An 18,998-nucleotide genomic window follows, 5' to 3' on the forward strand; every position below is an offset into this window, starting at 1 on the left:
TGTAAAAAAGGGTATTGACACTACTAACCTACGTGTTAAATTATAATCAAGAACTCAATAAAACGAGTTAAAATATGACGAAGCACAGTGAGGAGAAAAAATGAGAAAATTTGAGGTCGGAAAAAGATATGCAAGCGGAGCAGTGATGTTTGAAATCGTTGCAAGAACAGCAAAAACTGTTACATACAAGTTGATTCAGCACGCTGGTAGAGCAAACGAAAGAGCAGGAGAAGCAAAGAAAGTAAAGGTTAGGGACTGGGGCGATAAGGAGTGTTTCTTTACAGGTGTTTATGAAGTGATGGCATAGGAGGGAGGGGCATGGAAAGATACGAACTTGCGAATGGTAAGGTGTACGAGATCACAAGATGGAGTGATACCTGTACTGTAATGCATCAAGGAATGGTTGTTTATACCGGTTCCTATGCAGAATGCAGAAAATATATCAACAACCTTAAATGAGAAAGGGAGGACGCAGGGCATGGCACAGATCATTCAGTTTCCTGTAAAAGAACAGGTGGTAAGTAATGGATATAATAATCTGTCCAGGTTGATTTCTGGAGCAGAAACAACGGAGGCACTTAATTGGTATATTGAGAGCATGGAACGACTTGAGAAAGCTGGAAACCTGCTGGATGGAGAGGCACAGAAGCTAGAAGAACAGGGAAAAAAGAAACGCCTGGAAATGTCAGCTACAGATCCTGTTGAAGTTCCTGGAGTATATTGCTATACACCAGAAATGGGAGGCCAGAAACCAGATTGCCAGATGGAGGCATCCAGAGGATATTACGGAAAGCACTGGTTCATTGATACACCACTGGAACTTAAAGGCAGAGGCATTGAGCTTATAAAGAAATATCAGGAAAAGGACTTCTGTTCAAAAGACCATAGAGTTGGTTGGAATGAATACCGGGTAACAAACAGAGCTTTTGAAAAACTGAAAGAAAAATACAGTATCTCGCAGGAATGCCTGCTTGATTAATAAAGCAATTTGCCTCAGAAAACTGGGGCAGAAAAAAATAAGAGGAGGAAGCAAAAGCAATGAAATATCGTTATTACAGCACACAGCGTCCGGTTATGCCAGGAAGCTACCCTAAAAACAGATACGTGAAGGTACTGGAAATCCATAATTTCGATCAGAAAGAATTTGTACAGGAGATCGGGCAGGAAGCGTGGGGATATATTGAATACGACAAACCACTGGGATATTTTGCAGTTGTTGATTATGAACTGGTTGCAGTGAAAGTGAAGACACTCCACCTGAGATACAAGGGCGTAGACAGCTGGGGTAGATATGTATACGAGGACGAGAACGGAAAACTCTGGAAGAACACAGATTGCTGCAGTCCGAGAGAGTGCTGCGAGGAAAGAGGAGATACACTCAACTCATCAGCAGGAAACGAATTTGACGGAGAGCCCGATTGCCATATGGGTACACATATTCAAGTGGTGTATTTGCCTGATGAGGCGGTGCAGGATGAATAATGCAGATAAGATATACCGGAATAAAGAAACCGGAGAACTGTTTACATACAAAGAAATGCTGAAAGAATGGCGAGAACGGTATGAGGGCATCAACCCGGTAACAAAGTTATATCAATACCATTGGCATACCAGATATGACTATATACCTAGATGATCTGAAGGAGGCGAGGCATTATGTGTGGAATATCTGGCGAAGATGAATACTGGGAACGCCGCCGGGAGGAACGGGAAAAACCAAAAGCATGGGATGAGAACGAACCGGTATATGAAGATGGGAACTTGTTTCTGGATGAAGAAATTGAAGAGATCGAAAAAGAACGTGGTTATTCGATGGAAGAATTGTACGAAGGCGATCTACTTGAGATAGTGGAAGAACAAAAGGGGATTGTAGCTGATTCGGCAGAATGGAATAGTAACTGCGAATGTATTGAATACAGATACCGAGTAGCGTAAAGGAGGCAGAAATGCAGAATATTGTAGAGTTTATCAAAAAGGAAATGTCGGACAGAGGAATGACATATGATTTGCTGGCAGAGAAGGTAGGAACAAGCCGACAGAATCTTTGGATGAAATTAAACAGAAATACCAGTCCTAATTTTGAGGCAGTAAGAAAGATTCTTGCGGCTCTTGATTATGATCTTATAGTTGAGAAAAAAGAGTGTGATCAGGATACCGAAGAAAAGAAAATAGCGGATTTCTTTGAGAGCACAGACGAAGAACAGGTCAGCTATGAGTTTGTTCAAAAGCTGTTTGCGACAATGGGATATTCTTTGAAATTAAAAACTCATAAAATTGAAGAAAATGTAAAAAAGGGTATTGACACTACTAACCTACGTGTTAAATTATAATCAAGAACTCAATAAAACGAGTTCCAATGAGTTCTGAAAGGCAGGTGAGAAAGTGGAGGATTTTGAAATGCCAACTAAAAACACTGGGGACATGGTTGTGAGAGCAATGCGATGGGCTTTAGCACATGGACATACAGCAGAAGAAGCATACGACTTAGCAACTTATATGACAGGAAATGAACTTCCAGAAAAAGAAGCAGAGAAGAAAGAGAAAAAAGAATAAGGCTCCGGAGCCTACCTAAGAAATAGAACCGGAGCCAAACCCAATAGAACCGAGGCGGTATTCACCTGCCCCCGCTTCGGTTTGATATTAACATAAAGGCAGGAAGAAAGCAAGAAAAATGGAGGATGTACCATGGAATTATTACAAATTCTGGATACTTTAAAAGGATATCAGACAATTTCAATAGAGAGAAATGTTATAAAAACAGATGAGGAAACGGGAGAAACGAAATCAGAAAAGGTAACAATTTATTCTGGAAAAGTTATTGATTTCAATCCAAAGCTGAATGACATCAGAGGATTACGTGTTGAAATGGTTTATTGCGGATATTATGACAGCGTAAGCATCACACTGAAATAGAGGAGGAAAAGGAAGAATGAGAGAACGAATCTATTATGAAATCAATGAGCAGTCCGCAAGGTCTGCTCATGAGATGATGTCTTTCCGGGATTACAAAGAAGGCAGCCTGACAGCAGAATACAAAGGATATGTTGACGAGGCATATGATCTGGCAGACAAGGTTGCTGAGAACAGACCGGAGGAAGCTGACCGGGTATATGGTATTGCAGAGAGATATTCTAAAAAGATGGCAGCCAATTTGAACGATCGAAGCCGTATCGGTTGTATGTGTCCGTCAGTTATGATTTGCGGACCTGCAAATTTTCCGGTAAGGAAGAAAGAAAAACAGAATGCTGCATCCGATAGAAACTACCAGGAGTTCAAGGAAATCCAGAAGATGTTGAACAGGATCCGGAGTATTGGAAACGGAAAGGGCATTATCAAGTCCGGTGATGCCGATGCAGTAGAACGTTTGGAAAAGAAGCTTAACGGATTAAAGGAATTACAGGAGAAGATGAAAGCTGCAAATGCCTACTATAGAAAGAATAAAACCTTAGATGGCTGCCCTGTATTGACACAGGAACAGATTGATAGCCTGAAAGAGAAAATGCAGAAGGACTGGCATTATGAGGACAAGCCTTTTGTTACATACCAGCTTTCAAACAATAATGCAGAGATTCACCGGATAGAAGGCAGACTCAAGAAGCTCAGAGCGGCTAAAACGGAAGGAAATACCGAGAGTGAAAATAAGTATTTCCGTACCGTAGAAAATACGGAAATCATGCGTTTACAGCTGTTCTTTGATAGTAAACCAGAATCAGATATACGAGATATTTTGAAAAAGAATGGTTTTAGATGGAGTCCGAAAAATGATTGCTGGCAGAGACAGCTTACAGATAATGCCAGATATTCACTGGAAAGAGTGAAAAAGGATTTGGAGGCGTTGAAATGACAAATGCTGAGTGGATTCGTTCGATGAGTAATGAGGAGCTGGCTACATGGCTGCATAATATATGCGCATTTGTATCATTGTATGATGAGGAACCGTACTTATCGGTGCTTGATAACAAAGGGAATGCTGCTGAAATCCATGATGCGTTTGGAGATATATTACATTGGTTAGGAAAGGAAACAGCATGACAAATGCGGATAAGATCAGAAATTTATCTGACGAGGAACTTGTTAATCTGTTAGCGTGGGGAGAAGTCTATGACGAGGGATTGAAAGTACCAAGTTGTGATGAAGGATGCGAGGACTGCGAGAGTGGCTGCGCTCTTGAATGTCCGATAGAAAAGAGAGAAAAGAATGTCAGAGAATGGCTACAGGCACAGGAGGAATAGCAATGGCAAAAAGATGCACAGGAGGTTATACAACTACCAGAGAAGTGTACAAGACAGTAAAGAAATATGATCATCAGCAGTTTGATGAGTTTTGCACACGTATTTATACCAATGGTTTCAATGATGGCAAAAAGGCAGTAGTCGAAAAACCTATCAAAGCGATTAACGGTGAACAGCTTATGGAAGTGATCGGAGAGGTAAAGGGAGTAGGCCCAGCATTAAAAGGCAAAATCAAAAATGCAATCGAAGCAAAGCTTGGGAGTATAGGAAATGATGAAAAATCAGATGAGCAGGAGGGAACAGCTTGCTAAGAGTATTGGGAAATCTCACGCACATTGGATAAGACTTCGGGAGAATGGGGGCAATGATCCATTCTGGCCGGATGGAGTAAATCTGAACCTGTTGAGGAATCATATTATTTATGATCGTAGATTATGTGAAGAAGAGCTGCAGGAAGAGGATTATCCAGACGAATATTACATACCACTTCCAGAAGAAATGCCTCCAAACTTTATGGTTAAGAGCGAAGAAATCAGGAAGCAAGCATTTAGAATGATACATAGAATTAAAGAAAATTCTGATTATATGGAATTGGTTGGAAAAAGTGAAAAAGGTCAGAAGGCAACTACCATGATCCGTTATGTTTCTGGGTATAGTCAGAGTATTTTAGATGATGATCTTGTTGCAATGCGAAGATTTATTCATTGGGATTTTTCAGAAATGATGAAACAGGCAAAAGAGGAACTAAAAGAAATGATGCCTGTTATAAAAAATGAAAAGCCATTACCAGAAGGGCAGTTATCAATATTTGATTTATTCGATGTTTATAGTACAGGAGGAACAGGATATGAAACATACAAGAAACGATAGCTTATTTGGGGAAAATTGGAAAGAATCTTTTAACAAACAGGACCCTGAACAGGAGGATGGATACAAAGGATTTCTGTATGTAAAATGTCCGTCTTGTGGGAAAATAAAGGGATTTTGCACCAAGAAAATTATTTCAGGGGAAAATTGCTCTTGTGGTGAAAGAATACTGTTGAAGAATCTTAGACCAATGTATGTTAAATGTGACTGTGGGAAGGATTTCAGATACTTTACAAATATGACGGATAGTTCATTTACATGCAAATGCATTAATTGCGGTTCAAATGTAAAGATCAGGATCAACACAAGAGGTACAGCATATGTATCGGACTGTAGAAAACCGGAAGAAACACGGTTCAACTACAGAACTGGAAGAGGAGCGAGATATTATGGCGGTCGTTTCTGAGACGACTAGGAGGGAGCAGCAGAATGATTAACGAGTTTGAAAGAAAAGCTCTTTTATTCAGAATCGCAATGCAGGACGTATATAGAGATGAGGACGATAGAGAATTGGGAGCTGCTGGCAAATTGGAACTTAAAATTGAAACATTGACAGAAGATTTTACGGCAATCTTGATAGCTATGTACACCTGGTACCAGTCAGTAACAGGTGATGATGAACTGGATGTTTTTGATTTCATTGGCGTGTTAAACAGGCTTGCTATGCAGTGGGTGTTTAAGTCAAAGGAAGAAGGAGAACGGAATGATTGAGATCATCAGTACAGAGAAACAAAAGATCACAGATCAGGAGGCAATAGAAGCCATGCGAACAATCAGGCGGTATTGCAAGGAGCATGAAAAATGGTAATCAGAAGTCAGGATAAAAGCCGATTAATTAATTTTGACAACATACACGAATTAAGATTCTGGGAATGCGAACAGGGTTTTGACATAACGGATTGTGTGTGCCCAGTCGGACATTATTCGAGCAAAGAAAAAGCCCTCAAAGTGTTGGACATGATTCAGGAAGCTTATGCAAAATATGAAACTATTCATACATCAGCTACTGGACTTGCTACAATGTCACTTTTTATAGAATCAACAAATGAAGTTAATGAATTGTATATGAAAATCCAGAATGTTTTAGAAAAGGCTGTTGTATTCCAGATGCCGGAAGATTTGGAGGTAGAAGCATGAGTCATGTGAGGAACAAATTGAAAATATTAAAAAAGGAGCTTAGTGATTCAAGCGATGAAGCATTTTTTTCAAAGCAAAACCTAATGAATGTTGTAGATTGGCTTCTTGAAGATACGAAGCTGGATGAAAAGGAAAATATGAAGTTACAGGAAGCAATCCAAAAGCAAATTCCGGTAGAGCCTAAACTTTATATGAATGAGAAATGCCCGATATTCATTGAGTTTGCTGATGGACATGGAGAAAGCAGAATGCAGTACAAACACTTATGGCATTGTCCAAGGTGTGGGGGTGTGGTTGGGGAAAGAAAGATTTTGTATCAAGGTCGAGTACATGATCAAAAACGGAAAGTATATTGCGATAGATGTGGACAGAAAATGGAATGGAGAACAACATGGAAAGAGAATCTAAACTGAAATGTGAAATATATAGAGATTCTATGCAGAATTACAAAAAATATGCGATTCCCCCTGCACAGCTTATCATTGCTGATGTTCCTTATAATGTTGGGAATAATTTCTATGGCTCAAATCCAATGTGGTATAAGGGCGGCGATAATAAAAATGGAGAAAGTAAATTTGCCGGGAAAGCTGCATTTAATTCTGATTTTAATTTTAACTTGTATGAGTATTTCCATTTTTGCTCTAAAATGCTGAGAAAGGAAGATAAAAGGCCAGTGCAAAGAGGGCGTAGTAGTAATTCGCCATGCATGATCGTGTTCTGTTCATTTGAACAGATACAGACTTTAATTAAGGCAGCTGAAAAGCACGGTTTTATTCATTACATACCTCTTGTATTTTGCAAAAATTACAGCCCACAAGTGTTAAAAGCAAACATGCGAATTGTGGGGGCTACTGAATATGCTCTTATTTTGTATAGGGATCGTCTTCCAAAGTTCCGTAATGGAGCAAAGTACGATGAAGATGGAAAAACAATCAGAGGAACAGGACATATGATTTTCAACTGGTTTACCTGGAAGAAGGATGGAAAAGAAATCCCTAAAATTCATCCGGCTCAAAAGCCTGTAGAAGTTCTGAAAGATCTGATAAAAGTATTTACAGATCCTGGCGATGTTGTAATTGATCCGTGTTGCGGAAGTGGAAGCACATTACGAGCAGCACATGAATTGGGACGCAATGCATTTGGGTTTGAAATTGACAGGATTTTTTATAACAGGGCAAAAGATGAAATGCTGAATTTTGATAATACTCAAATGGTGCTGACCTTATAGAAATGGAGATAAAAAGCTATGAATAAAGTAATATTGATGGGGCGACTGACCAGGGATCCGGAAGTAAGATATTCCCAGGGTGATAATGCAACAGCTGTTGCAAGATTTACCCTTGCTGTAGACCGGAGAATTAAGAGAGATAATGAAGCATCTGCTGATTTTATTAACTGTGTATCGTTTGGAAGATCGGCAGAATTTGCAGAAAAATATTTCCGGAAAGGTACAAAGATTGTAATTTGCGGAAGGATTCAAACGGGAAGCTATACGAATAAAGATGGACAGAAAGTATATACAACTGATATAGTGATCGAGGAACAAGATTTTGCAGAGAGTAAAGCAACCAGTCAGCAGAACAATTCCGGAAGTGTTCAGGATAACTCAAACAGTACGCAATTGCAGAAGCCACAGCCGGATCCGGATGAATTTATGAGCGTAGACGATGATGATCTACCATTTAACTAAGGGGGAATATAAAAGATGGCAGGGAAATGTTCAGCAGCATATTGTACGGATGAATATCACGGATATGGATGTAGCATAACAGAAGGTTCATGCATGTTTTTTTATCCTGATAGCAAGAAGTGTGCAGAGATTTATGGAGAAGGACCTGATGCAGAGGCTTATTGTAGTGAAGAATCACAGGAAGATTAGGGAGAAATTTCCTATTAAATGCACAACCTAACAAATGTTGGATTTTGATTACAATACATAATTATGGGGGATGCCATGTTCATTGACAGCAATCCATAATGAATATTTGTTGTAATTATTCAGCAGATAGTAGCTTTGAGGGTATTGAACAGTTATGAATTAATAGAAAAAGCCAAGGGTCAGTTCCCTTGGCTTTTGCAGATTCTATTATAATTCTGTAAGAAATTGTTGGTAATGAGATGATGCTATATTTAAACATCAGGATAGGGTATCAATCATGGAACTGCGTTCCTGGATTTTTTCCATGATTCGTGTTTTTTCATCCCCCTCTGCAGGCGTTGGCTGATAATTATTATAGCCTTGTGCAGAAGAAATAGAGCAGGGGATGATATTGGTAACATTGTCATTCTGAAGAGAGCCATTGCTGAAGGTAAAGGACTGCTGGAAGATCATGGAATCCATATCGCTTGGAGCACTGTTGCCTCCGAAGCAGAAATTTCCAAGACTGTATACAATATTCTTACCTTTGTATGTTTCAATGCCCTGAAGTACATGAGGATGATGTCCGCATACCAGGTCAGCACCCTGATCAATGGCCAATCTGCCTAATGTTATCTGATTGGAATCAGGAACAGTTTCCTTTTCATTGCCCCAGTGGAAGATCACAATGGTAAGCTGGGCACCTTCGGATTTTACTTTTGCTATATTGTCTTTTAACTGCTGTTCCCGTTCAAGATGGTCATTTAACTCGTAAATACCAACCAGTCCCACCTTGATCCCTTTCACATCCATAACTGCTGTTTCGTCATAGCCAAAATGAACAATCCCTGCATCATCCAGGGCAGATAATGTATCCGTAAAGCTTTGCTCTCCATAATCATGACTGTGGTTATTGGCTGTGTTGACTGCTTCCACAGAACCACTGGTAAGGATTCCGGCATAAGAAGCAGGGGCTTTAAATGCAAAGGTTTTGTCAGCTCTCTGAGTGGATTCGGTAAGGGTTCCTTCCATATTGGCGATGGTCAGGTCATCTGCCTGGAAAATGCTTTTTACATTCTGGAGGAAATATTCTTTCCCGTAATTTTCGTAGTAGGCATTCAGACTGGTACTGTAATCAAAGGTTTCATCTGTACCAAGTGTACAGTCGCCTACAACACTGATGGTTAAAGTGACAGGAGCCTGCGTAGGAGTTGATTCTGCCTCAGAAGTAGTATCCTCAGTATTGCTGTCTGGGATTTCTTGCTTATTTGAAACTGGTGCATCCTGTGTACCTGTGCTGGAAGCAGGCTTTGCTGAAGAAGAACAGGAGTGAAGGGAAATGCCTACGATGAGAACCAGCAGGACAGCCAGGACCCCTAGACAAATATGGATGCGACGCTGTCTTTGCCGATAATATCTGGATTTACGATATATATTTTTTCTGTGTCCCTGTATGGACGGTTGTGCTTTCTTCCCGCCAGGTTTGGCAGAACGCTTCGGGCGGGTATTTCTCTTTTCGGCCATAGTAAAAATCTCCTTGTAAATATATATTTGAGATGTTTGGTGTAAAAGTCAGAAATATAATTAGATACTTTCACAAATTTTAGTATACAAATATTTCCTGTTTTCGTCAATAAGCATATGTCCGCTGCACCAGAACTGCCTAAGCTGTATAGGGATTTTCAGAATACAAAAACGAGGAAAAAAGGAGTATAATATTTCCCATAAAACTATTTTACACCAGAGAGGAATAAGAATGTTATATATAGGTAATCATACATCATCTGCCAAAGGTTATGCATCTATGGCAAGACAGACCATAGCCAATGGAGGCAACACCTTTGCCTTTTTTACCAGGAATCCCAGAGGAGGCAAGGCAAAGGAGATCAATCCGCAGGATGTGGCAAAGTATCAGGTGCTTGCTGCAGAACATCACTTCGGGAAGATTGTAGCTCATGCACCATATACACTGAATGCTTGTGCTGCCAAAGAAAATCTTCGGGATTTTGCCAGAGATACCATGAGAGATGATCTGAGACGTATGGAGTTTACACCAGGTAATTACTACAATTTTCATCCTGGCAGCCATGTGGGACAAGGTACAGAAGAAGGGATCCGGAAGATTGCAGGAATCTTGAATGATGTGCTGACAAATGAGCAGACCACAACCGTTCTTCTTGAGACTATGGCAGGTAAGGGGACAGAAGTGGGCAGGAGTTTCCAGGAACTGAGGCAGATCATTGATCTTACAGACCAGAAGGATAAGCTGGGGATCTGTCTGGATACCTGCCATGTGTGGGATGCAGGCTATGATATAGCAGACCATTTGGATCAGGTTCTGGAAGAGTTTCAGGAGCAGATCGGTCTGGAAAGGCTGAAGGCCATTCATCTGAATGACAGTATGAATGAGCTAGGCAGCCATAAGGACAGGCATGCCAGGATCGGGGAAGGGAAGATCGGTCTTGAAGCACTGGTCCGAGTGATCTGCCACCCGGCTCTTCAAGGGCTGCCGGTTATCCTTGAGACACCGAATGATGATGAAGGATGGACAAGGGAGATTCATCTGCTTCGGGAAAAACATGAATCACTAATACTAATATAGGAAGATGTTGGGGGCAAAAGCCACCAACTATGATATCTGTAAATAATACAGGAAAATGAATTATCCTGTATTACAAATATAGAGAATCAGCACAGGAGGTATCATATGAAGCGATATAAATTATTATTATTTATTGGAATTATTTTTGCTTTTACATTTACGATAACAGGCTGTGGAAATAAAAGCGAAGAAGATGCATTTGAAGATGATATGGAGCCATTGGACAGCGATGAACTGGCAGATCTGGAAGTAATGGGAGATGATGATGTTCAGAGTGTTGATGACAGCCAGGTATCAGAAGAGGAGCGTCAGGCAGCAGAAGAACTGGAGAAGAATGCAGCCGAAAGCGGCGTATTTGAGGACGAAGGCGTTACAGAGGATGAGATTGACAAAGAAGTACAGCAGGAGCTGGAAGAAGCAGGGCTGACTGACAGTCAGCAGTAAAGCATATTCCGAAAATACAGTCTCCGGCAGGATTTAAGATGTCAGGACAAAAGCATGTGATGGGCTTTTAGATGAGCCTCCGGCAGTAAGAACGCCGGAGGTATTTTTGGTGATGGAAATACATAACTATCCTCTGCCTTGCATATGAGAAAATCATTCTGCGCCAATATAGCAGATACTTCATTTTCACTGTACTAGGGTATTGAACTGTTATGATAATACTTCGTTTTTAAGCTCTTTCTGATTCATGAAATCAGCAGCATTCTGAAGGGTAGTCTCTGCGATATTGGATAGAGCTTCTTTTGTAAAGAATCCCTGATGGGAAGTCATGGTAACATTCGGGAAGGAAAGCAGTCTCTGGATCAGGGACGTCTGCATGATCTCCTCAGACATATCCTCGTATACATAGTCTGTTTCCTCTTCGTATACGTCAAGACCTACAGCAAAGAATTTATGCTCACGGATTCCTGTGATCAGATCCTCTGTTTTGATCAGACCGCCTCTGGATGTATTTACAAGGATTACTCCATCCTTCATTTTATCAATGGTCTTAGCATTTACCAGATGCTTTGTTTCATCTGTCAGCGGGCAGTGAAGGCTGATCAGATCACTGGTTGCCAGAAGCTCATCAAGGGATACATACTCCAGAAAATCCAGGTTTTTGTTTGGATAAAGATCATAAGCGATAACTTTCATGCCAAATCCCTTGCATATCCGTGCCATAGCCTGACCGATCTTACCGGTACCGATGATACCAGCTGTTTTATGATAAAGGTTCACACCCATCAGACCATTTAAGGAAAAATTATTTTCACGTAATTTGATGTAAGCTTTGTGGGTATGACGGTTGGCAGTAAGTGCCAAAGCCATGGCATGCTCTGCAACAGCTTCTGGGGAATAACCGGGAACACGCAGCACATGGATTCCATGTTTATGTGTGGCTGTCAGATCTACATTATTGTATCCTGCACAACGCATCAGGATCAGCTTCACACCCTGTTCTGCCAGAGCATCAATAACAGGAGCACTAAGATCTGCATTTACAAAAGCACAGATTGCATCATAACCTTTGGAAAGAGAAGCAGTTTCTTCGTAGATATTGGCTTCAATAAATTTAATTTGAATCCCCGGGTAATCCGGAAGGATCTTCTCGAAAAATTCTTCATCGTAATTTTTAGTACCATAAAATAAAATTTTCATGTGCGAATACCTCCTGGTCAGTCATAAACAATTTTGTAACTATTTCATTGGCAGCAAGTGTGTCTGAAGAGTTACACAATTTTATTATTTCCTTACGAAGGGGATTATACACGCTTTTTTGTCTGAAAAAAACCAAAAAATAGCAAAAAAATGAAAATCTCACTTTGTTATAAAATTAACGAATTAATATGTGAAAAAATTGTCAAATATGAACAAGAAAAAAAGCGCCTGAATCTCAAAAAGAAATCATAAAGACTTATAGAGAAACTCCATCATTTTCTCAAAAATCTATCAGTTTCACATGAGATCAGACACTTGGCAATGAAAGCTTCAGATTGTGCTACATGGGAAATATTTCATGCATGATCTATTTACAATCCTGAACTTGTGTTACAATAGGCTGTACAAATCTGTATAAAATTCCGGATAAGAGATATTGACACATTCTCCGTCAGTAATAGTAAGCGATCCTTCACAGATACCGCCTGCCACTGCAAAGGACATGGCAATACGGTGATCCTTATGGGAATCAATTGTGGCTCCATGTAAAGGCTTGCCTCCATGTATGATCATTCCATCCGGTAATGCCTCTACATCTGCACCCATCCGGGTAAGATTATCCGTCATAACCTGGATGCGGTCAGATTCCTTGACTTTAAGCTCTGCAGCGTCCCGGATCACAGTAGTGCCCTCAGCAAAGGCTGCCATTACAGCAATCATGGGGATCTCATCAATCAAGGTAGGGATGATCTCACCCTTTATCTCTGTGCCATGAAGAGAACTGCTTCTTATAAGAAGGTCTGCAGTAGGCTCCCCGTCATTTCGTACATTCAGTAACGTAATATCACCGCCCATAGCCTGACATACACGAAGCAGACCGTCCCTGGTAGGATTGATACCCACATTGCACAGCAGAATCTCACTTCCTGGCACTAGAAGTCCTGCAGCAATAAAGTATGCAGCAGAAGAGATATCGCCGGGGACTGTAATGTCACGGGCCTTAAGATCAGGCTGTGGAAGTATGGCAGCGGTGGTGCCTTTTGAAGTAACCTGTGCACCGAAGTAATTCAGCATAAGCTCAGTGTGATTCCGGGAAAGAACTGGTTCAGTAACGCTGGTTGGTGCATCGGCATACATACCTGCTAGAAGCACACAGGATTTTACCTGGGCAGATGCCACAGGTGACTGATAATGTATTCCGTGGAGGTGTCCTCCCTGAATGGTGAGAGGGGCGCAGCCATTCTGATTCTGGCTTGTGATCTGAGCACCCATCATGGAAAGTGGAGTAATGATCCGTCCCATAGGACGCTGGCAGATAGAGGCATCCCCGGTAAGCCGGCTGGTGAAATCCTGGCCGGCTAAGATGCCGGAGATCAGCCGGGTAGTAGTACCGCTGTTGCCAACATCAAGAATATCTAAGGGAGCCTGAAGCCCGTGAAGTCCTTTTCCTTCTACCAGCACTTCATCTTTGTTTTTCTGGATATGAATCCCCATTGCCTGAAAACAGGAAATTGTGGAAAGACAGTCAGCGCCCTCCAGAAAATGGGTGATCCTTGTGGTGCCCTGTGCCAGGGCTCCAAACATAACAGCCCTGTGGGAAATCGATTTGTCTCCGGGAATGGTAAGCTTCCCGTGAAGCTTGTTCAGTTTTGGGATTTCCATGATGCCTCCTGTAGTCTATCGGTCATAAACAATATAGTTACGTTTTTTAAGGAGAGCCTTGCCTCGCTCCATAGCTTCTTCTTCATAGAATTCGATCTTAAGTACACCTTCTTCAAACTCACGGTTGTGGATGATGCCGATATTTTTGATACTGATATTATCCATTGCCAGAATAGTAGTGATGGTAGCAATGCCGCCGGCTTCGTCTGCCAGGTCAAGATAAAGGACATAAGCCTTCCTGGTCAGGCCGTTGTCTACCACGTCAATGGAATCACGATAATCTCTGGAACTTGCAAACATCTGATAAATGTAATCTGGATCCTTGTTGTCAATGGCACACCGGATCTGTATCAGCATACGGATATAATCGTCCAGTACATTGGAAATATTCTGGGTGTTTTCCAGGCAGATCTGCTGCCACATCACAGGAGAGGAAGAGGCGATCCTTGTAATATCACGGAATCCTCCGGCTGCAATGGTCTTCATATATCCTGCATCATTATCCAGGGTCTTTACAAGATTCACAAGGGCAGAAGCAATAATATGAGGAAGATGGCTAACTCCGGCAGTGATAAAATCATGTTCATCAGCAGTGAGCACCATGGGAATAGCGCCAATGGAAGCAATCATCTCTGTCAGATCGGTAAGACGTTCAAGAGGGATCTCTCCGCCTGGGGTCAGGATATAATAGGCATTTTCCACAAGACGGTCGGTGGAATGCTCAAAGCCTGATTTTTCAGAGCCTGCCATAGGATGACCGCCTACAAAACAGTCTGTCATACCAAGAGCTTCAACCTTTTCATGGATGATGCCTTTTACGCTGCCTACATCTGTGATGATACAGCCTGGCTGACGGATCTCTTTCAGAAATTCAAGATACTTTAGGTTATATTCTACTGGGGCACAAAGAAAAACATAATCACAGCTGCCAAAACGGTTATCCTTTTCTTCGCAAACCCCATCTATAATATTGTCGCTTACAGCGGCTGCAAGAGTGCCACGGTTCTGGTCAAATGCCAGAATATGATAGTCCGGGTGATATTTGCGAATCGCCTTGGCAATGGAGCCGCCGATCAGTCCCAGACCTATAAAACCAATGGTTTTCATTAAAAAAACATCCTTCCCGCATAGTTTATAGTAAAACAACAGGTTTATTTTATGATATATAGGAAAAAAAGTCAATTCCCTGTAAAAATGACAGTATTTTATCTGAAAACGACAAAAAAATATTGTTAAAACTATATAAAATACTTGAAAGTTGAAAGAAAGTTTAGTAAAATATGAACATATTAGACAAACAGGGAGGTATTACATATGGACGTTTTTAGAACTGACCGAATTAGAAATGTAGTCCTATTAGGTCATGGTGGGGCTGGTAAGACAACTTTGGCAGAGGCTATGGCCTACTTGGCAGGTTTGACGAACCGACTTGGCAGAGTTGAAGATGGCAACACTGTCAGTGATTATGATAAAGAAGAAATCAAACGGCACTTTTCTATTTCTACATCTGTGATCCCGGTTCCATGGCAGAAGATAAAGATCAATATTCTGGATACACCGGGCTACTTTGACTTTGTTGGTGAAGTAGAAGAGGCAGTTAGTGCAGCTGATGCAGCGATCATCGTTGTTTCCGGTAAGGCAGGCGTTCAGGTTGGTACACAGAAGGCCTGGAATCTGTGTGAGAAGTATAAGCTTCCCCGCATGATCTTTGTTACAGATATGGACGTAGATGATGTAAGTTACAGGAAAGCAGTTGAGGATCTTACCGAATTATATGGCAAGAAGATCGCACCTCTTCATTTCCCGATCCGTGAGGATGGTAAGTTTGTAGGCTATGTAAATGTTGTGAAACAGGCCGGCAGAAAATATATTGACAAAGGCATGAAAGAAGAATGCCCGGTTCCGGATTACCTGGAAGAGTACCTTGAAAAATACCATGATATCCTGATGGAGTCTGTAGCTGAAACAAGCGAAGAATTTATGGATCGTTATTTTGAAGGCGATGAGTTCTCTGTTACAGAGGTTTCTGCAGCACTTGCTACCAATATCCAGGAAGCAAGTATTGTGCCGGTGTGCATGGGTTCCCCTGTGAATCTGCGGGGCGTTTCCAACCTGCTGGATGATATCTGCGGATATTTCCCAAGCCCTGATAAAAGATCCTGCAATGGTATTGCACAGAAGACCAATGAGATCTTTGAGGCTAATTATGACTTTGCTAAGGCTAAATCTGCCTATGTATGGAAGTCTATTGTAGATCCGTTCCTTGGCAAATATTCCTTGATCAAGGTATGCTCTGGTGTAATTAAGGCAGATGACACACTTCTTAACGTAGAGAAGGGTGTTGAGGAACGTCTGAATAAGCTGTATGTGCTTCAGGGCTCCAAGCCCATCGAGGTTCCTGAACTTCATGCAGGAGATATTGGCGCCATTGCCAAGCTTGTAAGCGTACAGACAGGCGACAGTCTTGCTACAAAGGCCAATCCGATCCTTTATCCAAAAGCTGTTCTTTCTGTTCCTTATACCTATAAGAGATTTAAGGCAGTGAACAAAGGGGATGAGGATAAGATCTCCCAGGCTCTTTCCAAGATCATGAGTGAAGATTGCACCGTTCGAGTTGTTAATGATGGCGCTAACCGTCAGAGCCTTATTTATGGTATGGGTGATCAGCATCTTGACATTATTGTCAGCATGCTGAAAGAGAGATATAAAGTAGATGTGGAACTTTGCAAGCCTAAGGTTCCGTTTAGAGAGACGATCCGCAAGAATTCCGATGTGGAAGGAAAGCATAAGAAACAGTCTGGCGGACATGGCCAGTATGGTCACGTTAAGATGCGCTTTGAGCCATCTGGCGATCTGGAAACACCGTATGTATTTGAGCAGGTGGTAGTAGGTGGTGCTGTACCGAAGAACTACTTCCCGGCTGTTGAGAAAGGTCTGCAGGAGTGCGTTCAGAAGGGACCTCTTGCTGCTTATCCGGTAGTTGGTGTGAAGGCTACTCTTTATGATGGATCTTATCATCCGGTAGACTCCTCTGAGATGGCATTTAAGATGGCAACTATCCTTGCATTTAAGAAAGGCTTTATGGATGCATCACCGATTCTTCTGGAGCCGATCGTTTCCATGAAGGTTACAGTTCCGGACAAATACACAGGCGATGTAATGGGCGATCTGAACAAACGCCGTGGCCGTGTACTGGGAATGAATCCTGACCATAATGGAAATACCATTATTGAAGCAGACGTGCCTATGTTGGAGATTTATGGATATTCTACAGATCTGCGTTCCATGACTGGCGGAAGCGGAGAATTCTCGTTTGAATTTGCCCGCTATGAGCAGGCTCCTTCTGATATACAGCAGAAGGAGATTGAAGCGCGTGCCAGCAAGCTGGATGCAGCAGATTGATCCTGCACTCTGACAGAGATATTGTTATATTTTGTATCCTGCCTGATTTATCTGTCAAAGGCTGTCAGTAACTGTCAATCGAATCTGATTGACGGATCGTATCAGACCATATATAATCTGATACATAGCCGGAGACAAAAGGGTATGTTACGGCAGGGGAGAAGTATCAGATCGATTGGGCAAGTGGATATTCCAGTCCGCTTCGCTGTTTGATTCGGTTAAATAAGGGGACACTTTCATATGTTTCTGGTTTCTGTTTTTGACAGTATCAGAGCATTATGAGAGTGTCCTCTTTTGCTTTTTTTAACTTTTGATTTCCGTATTTTTAATGGAAAAAAATACAAAAATAGCTTGACATATCTAAGTATATTAAATATAATTTTCTCATACGTTACAAAGTTGTTACAAATTAAATAACGAAAGAAAAGAAACCATAACAAAGAAGCAAGGAATGAAAAGCATGAAAGTTAAAAAAGAATTACAAGGCGTAACAAAAAAAGAAAAGAGACAGGAAAGCAGGAATGACGCATTCCGTAATTTCGCACTTGTTTCCGGATGCGCTCTGTTATCTGTCAGCATTGCGGTTGGTTCCAAATTTGTTGATAATGGTGACCGCAGCCAGGTTTATGCCGCTTCTGAAGCTGAAGAGAATATGGTTTCTGCTTCGTCGGAGAGAGGAACTTTTGACGGCAGTGAGCTTCCTACAGGGATCGCAGGTGTTGTGTCAGGAGTTTCTGAGACACCCGCTGCAGGAACCAGGATCACAAGGATCGGTACTTCCTGCGAGAATGTGCTGGTAGGGCAGAGGGTTAAGGTGGTAAAGGATGGTGCAGCCAGACTGAACGTAAGCTCCTCTATGGAGAACACCGTGGAGAATCTTGACCAGACAGCTGCGCATATGGCTGAGAATCCAACCATTATGTCTGATGAGGATTATGATGTCTTCTTAAGGATCGTGGAGGCAGAGGCAGGCACAGAGGATCTTAAGGGCCGTATCCTTGTTGCCAACGTGATTCTGAACCGGGTCAAGAACGATGAATTCCCTGATACGGTAACGGATGTGGTGTGGGATTACAGATATGGAGTACCTCAGTTTTCACCTACTTATGACGGCCGGATTTATCAGGTCACAGTTACAGATAAGACCAGGGAGGCCGTGAAGCAAGCTTTGGAGGGTGTGGATTATTCCCAGGGAGCATTATTCTTTGTTGAGAAAGAAGCGGCAGAGAAAAAGAATGTAGCCTGGTTTGAAAAAGATTTACAGAAACTTTTTAAATACGGGGTTCACGAATTTTATAAATATCCGGATGAAGTCAGCGGTAAGGAGGATGCTTCATCTAAGGATGCTTCTTCACCTAAGGACGATTCTTCATCCGATAAGAATAATGATCAGGAAACTGTGGTACAGATGGTAAAAAATGATATTAAAAACTGATATTAGAAACTGAACAGCAGTAATTATAGAGGGGACAGCGAAAAAGCGCTGTCTCCTCTTTTAACATTTTGATGTGGTAATTTAAAAAAGCATGTGCTATAATGGCAGAAACCACAGGGCATTGTTGGATTTAATGTCGAAAAACACTTATCATAGAAA

At 41.5% G+C, this 18,998-nt stretch carries 28 protein-coding genes; 24 read left to right on the forward strand and 4 right to left on the reverse strand.

Annotated features, from left to right (window positions below; translation table 11 throughout):
• Positions 1–100 precede the first annotated feature (100 nt).
• From G5B11_RS06885 to G5B11_RS06980, 20 genes are all read left to right on the forward strand, one after another.
• A complete protein-coding gene (locus G5B11_RS06885; protein WP_173727336.1) occupies positions 101–307 on the forward strand; it encodes a hypothetical protein in 207 nt (68 codons plus the stop codon).
• 11 nt (positions 308–318) lie between these two features.
• Positions 319–459, forward strand: a complete 141-nt coding sequence (locus G5B11_RS06890) for a hypothetical protein (protein ID WP_173727337.1) — start codon at positions 319–321, stop codon at positions 457–459.
• 19 nt (positions 460–478) lie between these two features.
• Positions 479–979 (forward strand): hypothetical protein, encoded by a 501-nt coding sequence (locus G5B11_RS06895; RefSeq protein ID WP_173727338.1) that lies wholly within the window; start codon positions 479–481, stop codon positions 977–979.
• A 59-nt stretch (positions 980–1,038) separates the two neighbouring features.
• Entirely contained in the window at positions 1,039–1,482 is a 444-nt protein-coding gene (locus G5B11_RS18950) for a hypothetical protein (protein WP_202188985.1), read from the forward strand.
• Positions 1,475–1,636, forward strand: coding sequence for a hypothetical protein (locus G5B11_RS06905; RefSeq protein ID WP_173727339.1), 162 nt, complete (start codon positions 1,475–1,477; stop codon positions 1,634–1,636). Before G5B11_RS18950 ends, G5B11_RS06905 begins: the two co-directional genes overlap by 8 nt.
• A 20-nt stretch (positions 1,637–1,656) precedes the next feature.
• Positions 1,657–1,935, forward strand: a complete 279-nt coding sequence (locus G5B11_RS06910) for a hypothetical protein (protein ID WP_173727340.1) — start codon at positions 1,657–1,659, stop codon at positions 1,933–1,935.
• A gap of 11 nt (positions 1,936–1,946) precedes the next feature.
• Positions 1,947–2,330: a helix-turn-helix domain-containing protein gene (locus tag G5B11_RS06915; RefSeq protein ID WP_173727341.1), complete on the forward strand. Its 384-nt coding sequence runs from the start codon at positions 1,947–1,949 to the stop codon at positions 2,328–2,330.
• Positions 2,331–2,397: 67 nt separating this feature from the next.
• Positions 2,398–2,553, forward strand: a complete 156-nt coding sequence (locus G5B11_RS06920) for a hypothetical protein (protein WP_022389492.1) — start codon at positions 2,398–2,400, stop codon at positions 2,551–2,553.
• Between the two features lie 132 nt (positions 2,554–2,685).
• Positions 2,686–2,913 carry a hypothetical protein gene (locus tag G5B11_RS06925; RefSeq protein ID WP_173727342.1) on the forward strand — a complete coding sequence of 76 codons (228 nt, stop codon included), beginning with the start codon at positions 2,686–2,688 and terminating at the stop codon, positions 2,911–2,913.
• A 16-nt stretch (positions 2,914–2,929) separates the two neighbouring features.
• Positions 2,930–3,844, forward strand: coding sequence for a hypothetical protein (locus G5B11_RS06930; protein ID WP_173727343.1), 915 nt, complete (start codon positions 2,930–2,932; stop codon positions 3,842–3,844).
• Positions 3,841–4,032: a hypothetical protein gene (locus tag G5B11_RS06935; protein WP_173727344.1), complete on the forward strand. Its 192-nt coding sequence runs from the start codon at positions 3,841–3,843 to the stop codon at positions 4,030–4,032. The genes G5B11_RS06930 and G5B11_RS06935 overlap by 4 nt, the downstream gene beginning before the upstream one ends.
• Positions 4,029–4,232 carry a hypothetical protein gene (locus G5B11_RS06940; RefSeq protein WP_173727345.1) on the forward strand — a complete coding sequence of 68 codons (204 nt, stop codon included), beginning with the start codon at positions 4,029–4,031 and terminating at the stop codon, positions 4,230–4,232. Before G5B11_RS06935 ends, G5B11_RS06940 begins: the two co-directional genes overlap by 4 nt.
• 2 nt (positions 4,233–4,234) lie before the next feature.
• Positions 4,235–4,543 carry a hypothetical protein gene (locus tag G5B11_RS06945; protein ID WP_173727346.1) on the forward strand — a complete coding sequence of 103 codons (309 nt, stop codon included), beginning with the start codon at positions 4,235–4,237 and terminating at the stop codon, positions 4,541–4,543.
• The gene (locus G5B11_RS06950; protein ID WP_173727347.1) at positions 4,503–5,102 is read left to right on the forward strand and encodes a hypothetical protein; all 600 of its coding nucleotides are present in this window, start codon (positions 4,503–4,505) and stop codon (positions 5,100–5,102) included. Before G5B11_RS06945 ends, G5B11_RS06950 begins: the two co-directional genes overlap by 41 nt.
• Before the next feature lie 426 nt (positions 5,103–5,528).
• Positions 5,529–5,810 carry a hypothetical protein gene (locus G5B11_RS06955; RefSeq protein ID WP_173727348.1) on the forward strand — a complete coding sequence of 94 codons (282 nt, stop codon included), beginning with the start codon at positions 5,529–5,531 and terminating at the stop codon, positions 5,808–5,810.
• Positions 5,811–5,900: 90 nt separating this feature from the next.
• On the forward strand, positions 5,901–6,236 hold the full coding sequence (locus tag G5B11_RS06960; RefSeq protein ID WP_173727349.1) for a hypothetical protein: 336 nt from the start codon (positions 5,901–5,903) through the stop codon (positions 6,234–6,236).
• The gene (locus G5B11_RS06965; RefSeq protein ID WP_173727350.1) at positions 6,233–6,649 is read left to right on the forward strand and encodes a hypothetical protein; all 417 of its coding nucleotides are present in this window, start codon (positions 6,233–6,235) and stop codon (positions 6,647–6,649) included. The genes G5B11_RS06960 and G5B11_RS06965 overlap by 4 nt, the downstream gene beginning before the upstream one ends.
• Positions 6,628–7,464, forward strand: coding sequence for a DNA-methyltransferase (locus tag G5B11_RS06970; RefSeq protein ID WP_173727351.1), 837 nt, complete (start codon positions 6,628–6,630; stop codon positions 7,462–7,464). The genes G5B11_RS06965 and G5B11_RS06970 overlap by 22 nt, the downstream gene beginning before the upstream one ends.
• 18 nt (positions 7,465–7,482) lie before the next feature.
• Positions 7,483–7,926, forward strand: a complete 444-nt coding sequence (locus G5B11_RS06975; protein ID WP_173727352.1) for a single-stranded DNA-binding protein — start codon at positions 7,483–7,485, stop codon at positions 7,924–7,926.
• 15 nt (positions 7,927–7,941) lie between these two features.
• Entirely contained in the window at positions 7,942–8,115 is a 174-nt protein-coding gene (locus G5B11_RS06980; protein WP_173727353.1) for a hypothetical protein, read from the forward strand.
• 258 nt (positions 8,116–8,373) lie between these two features.
• On the opposite strand, the gene G5B11_RS06985 is transcribed toward G5B11_RS06980, so the two are convergent.
• A complete protein-coding gene (locus G5B11_RS06985; RefSeq protein WP_173727354.1) occupies positions 8,374–9,618 on the reverse strand; it encodes a CapA family protein in 1,245 nt (414 codons plus the stop codon).
• Positions 9,619–9,850: 232 nt separating this feature from the next.
• On the opposite strand from G5B11_RS06985, the gene G5B11_RS06990 reads away from it, so the two are divergent.
• A complete protein-coding gene (locus tag G5B11_RS06990; protein WP_173727355.1) occupies positions 9,851–10,696 on the forward strand; it encodes a deoxyribonuclease IV in 846 nt (281 codons plus the stop codon).
• A 105-nt stretch (positions 10,697–10,801) separates the two neighbouring features.
• Positions 10,802–11,140 (forward strand): hypothetical protein, encoded by a 339-nt coding sequence (locus G5B11_RS06995; protein ID WP_173727356.1) that lies wholly within the window; start codon positions 10,802–10,804, stop codon positions 11,138–11,140.
• A 210-nt stretch (positions 11,141–11,350) separates the two neighbouring features.
• Here G5B11_RS06995 and G5B11_RS07000 read toward each other — a convergent pair whose 3' ends face one another.
• The 3 genes from G5B11_RS07000 to G5B11_RS07010 form a co-directional block, all read right to left on the reverse strand.
• Entirely contained in the window at positions 11,351–12,340 is a 990-nt protein-coding gene (locus tag G5B11_RS07000; RefSeq protein WP_158420479.1) for a 2-hydroxyacid dehydrogenase, read from the reverse strand.
• A gap of 390 nt (positions 12,341–12,730) precedes the next feature.
• On the reverse strand, positions 12,731–14,002 hold the full coding sequence (gene aroA / locus G5B11_RS07005) for a 3-phosphoshikimate 1-carboxyvinyltransferase (RefSeq protein ID WP_173727357.1): 1,272 nt from the start codon (positions 14,000–14,002) through the stop codon (positions 12,731–12,733).
• A gap of 15 nt (positions 14,003–14,017) precedes the next feature.
• Entirely contained in the window at positions 14,018–15,109 is a 1,092-nt protein-coding gene (locus G5B11_RS07010) for a prephenate dehydrogenase (RefSeq protein WP_173727358.1), read from the reverse strand.
• 207 nt (positions 15,110–15,316) lie between these two features.
• Between G5B11_RS07010 and G5B11_RS07015 the strand changes: the two genes are divergently transcribed.
• Positions 15,317–17,404: an elongation factor G gene (locus G5B11_RS07015; RefSeq protein WP_173727359.1), complete on the forward strand. Its 2,088-nt coding sequence runs from the start codon at positions 15,317–15,319 to the stop codon at positions 17,402–17,404.
• 460 nt (positions 17,405–17,864) lie between these two features.
• Complete coding sequence (locus G5B11_RS07020; protein ID WP_244092939.1) at positions 17,865–18,839, forward strand: cell wall hydrolase; 975 nt, start codon at positions 17,865–17,867, stop codon at positions 18,837–18,839.
• Positions 18,840–18,998: the final 159 nt, after the last annotated feature.

The sequence above is a fragment of the Blautia glucerasea genome (assembly GCF_013304385.1).
GTDB classification, from domain to species: Bacteria; Bacillota; Clostridia; order Lachnospirales; family Lachnospiraceae; genus Blautia_A; species Blautia_A ammoniilytica.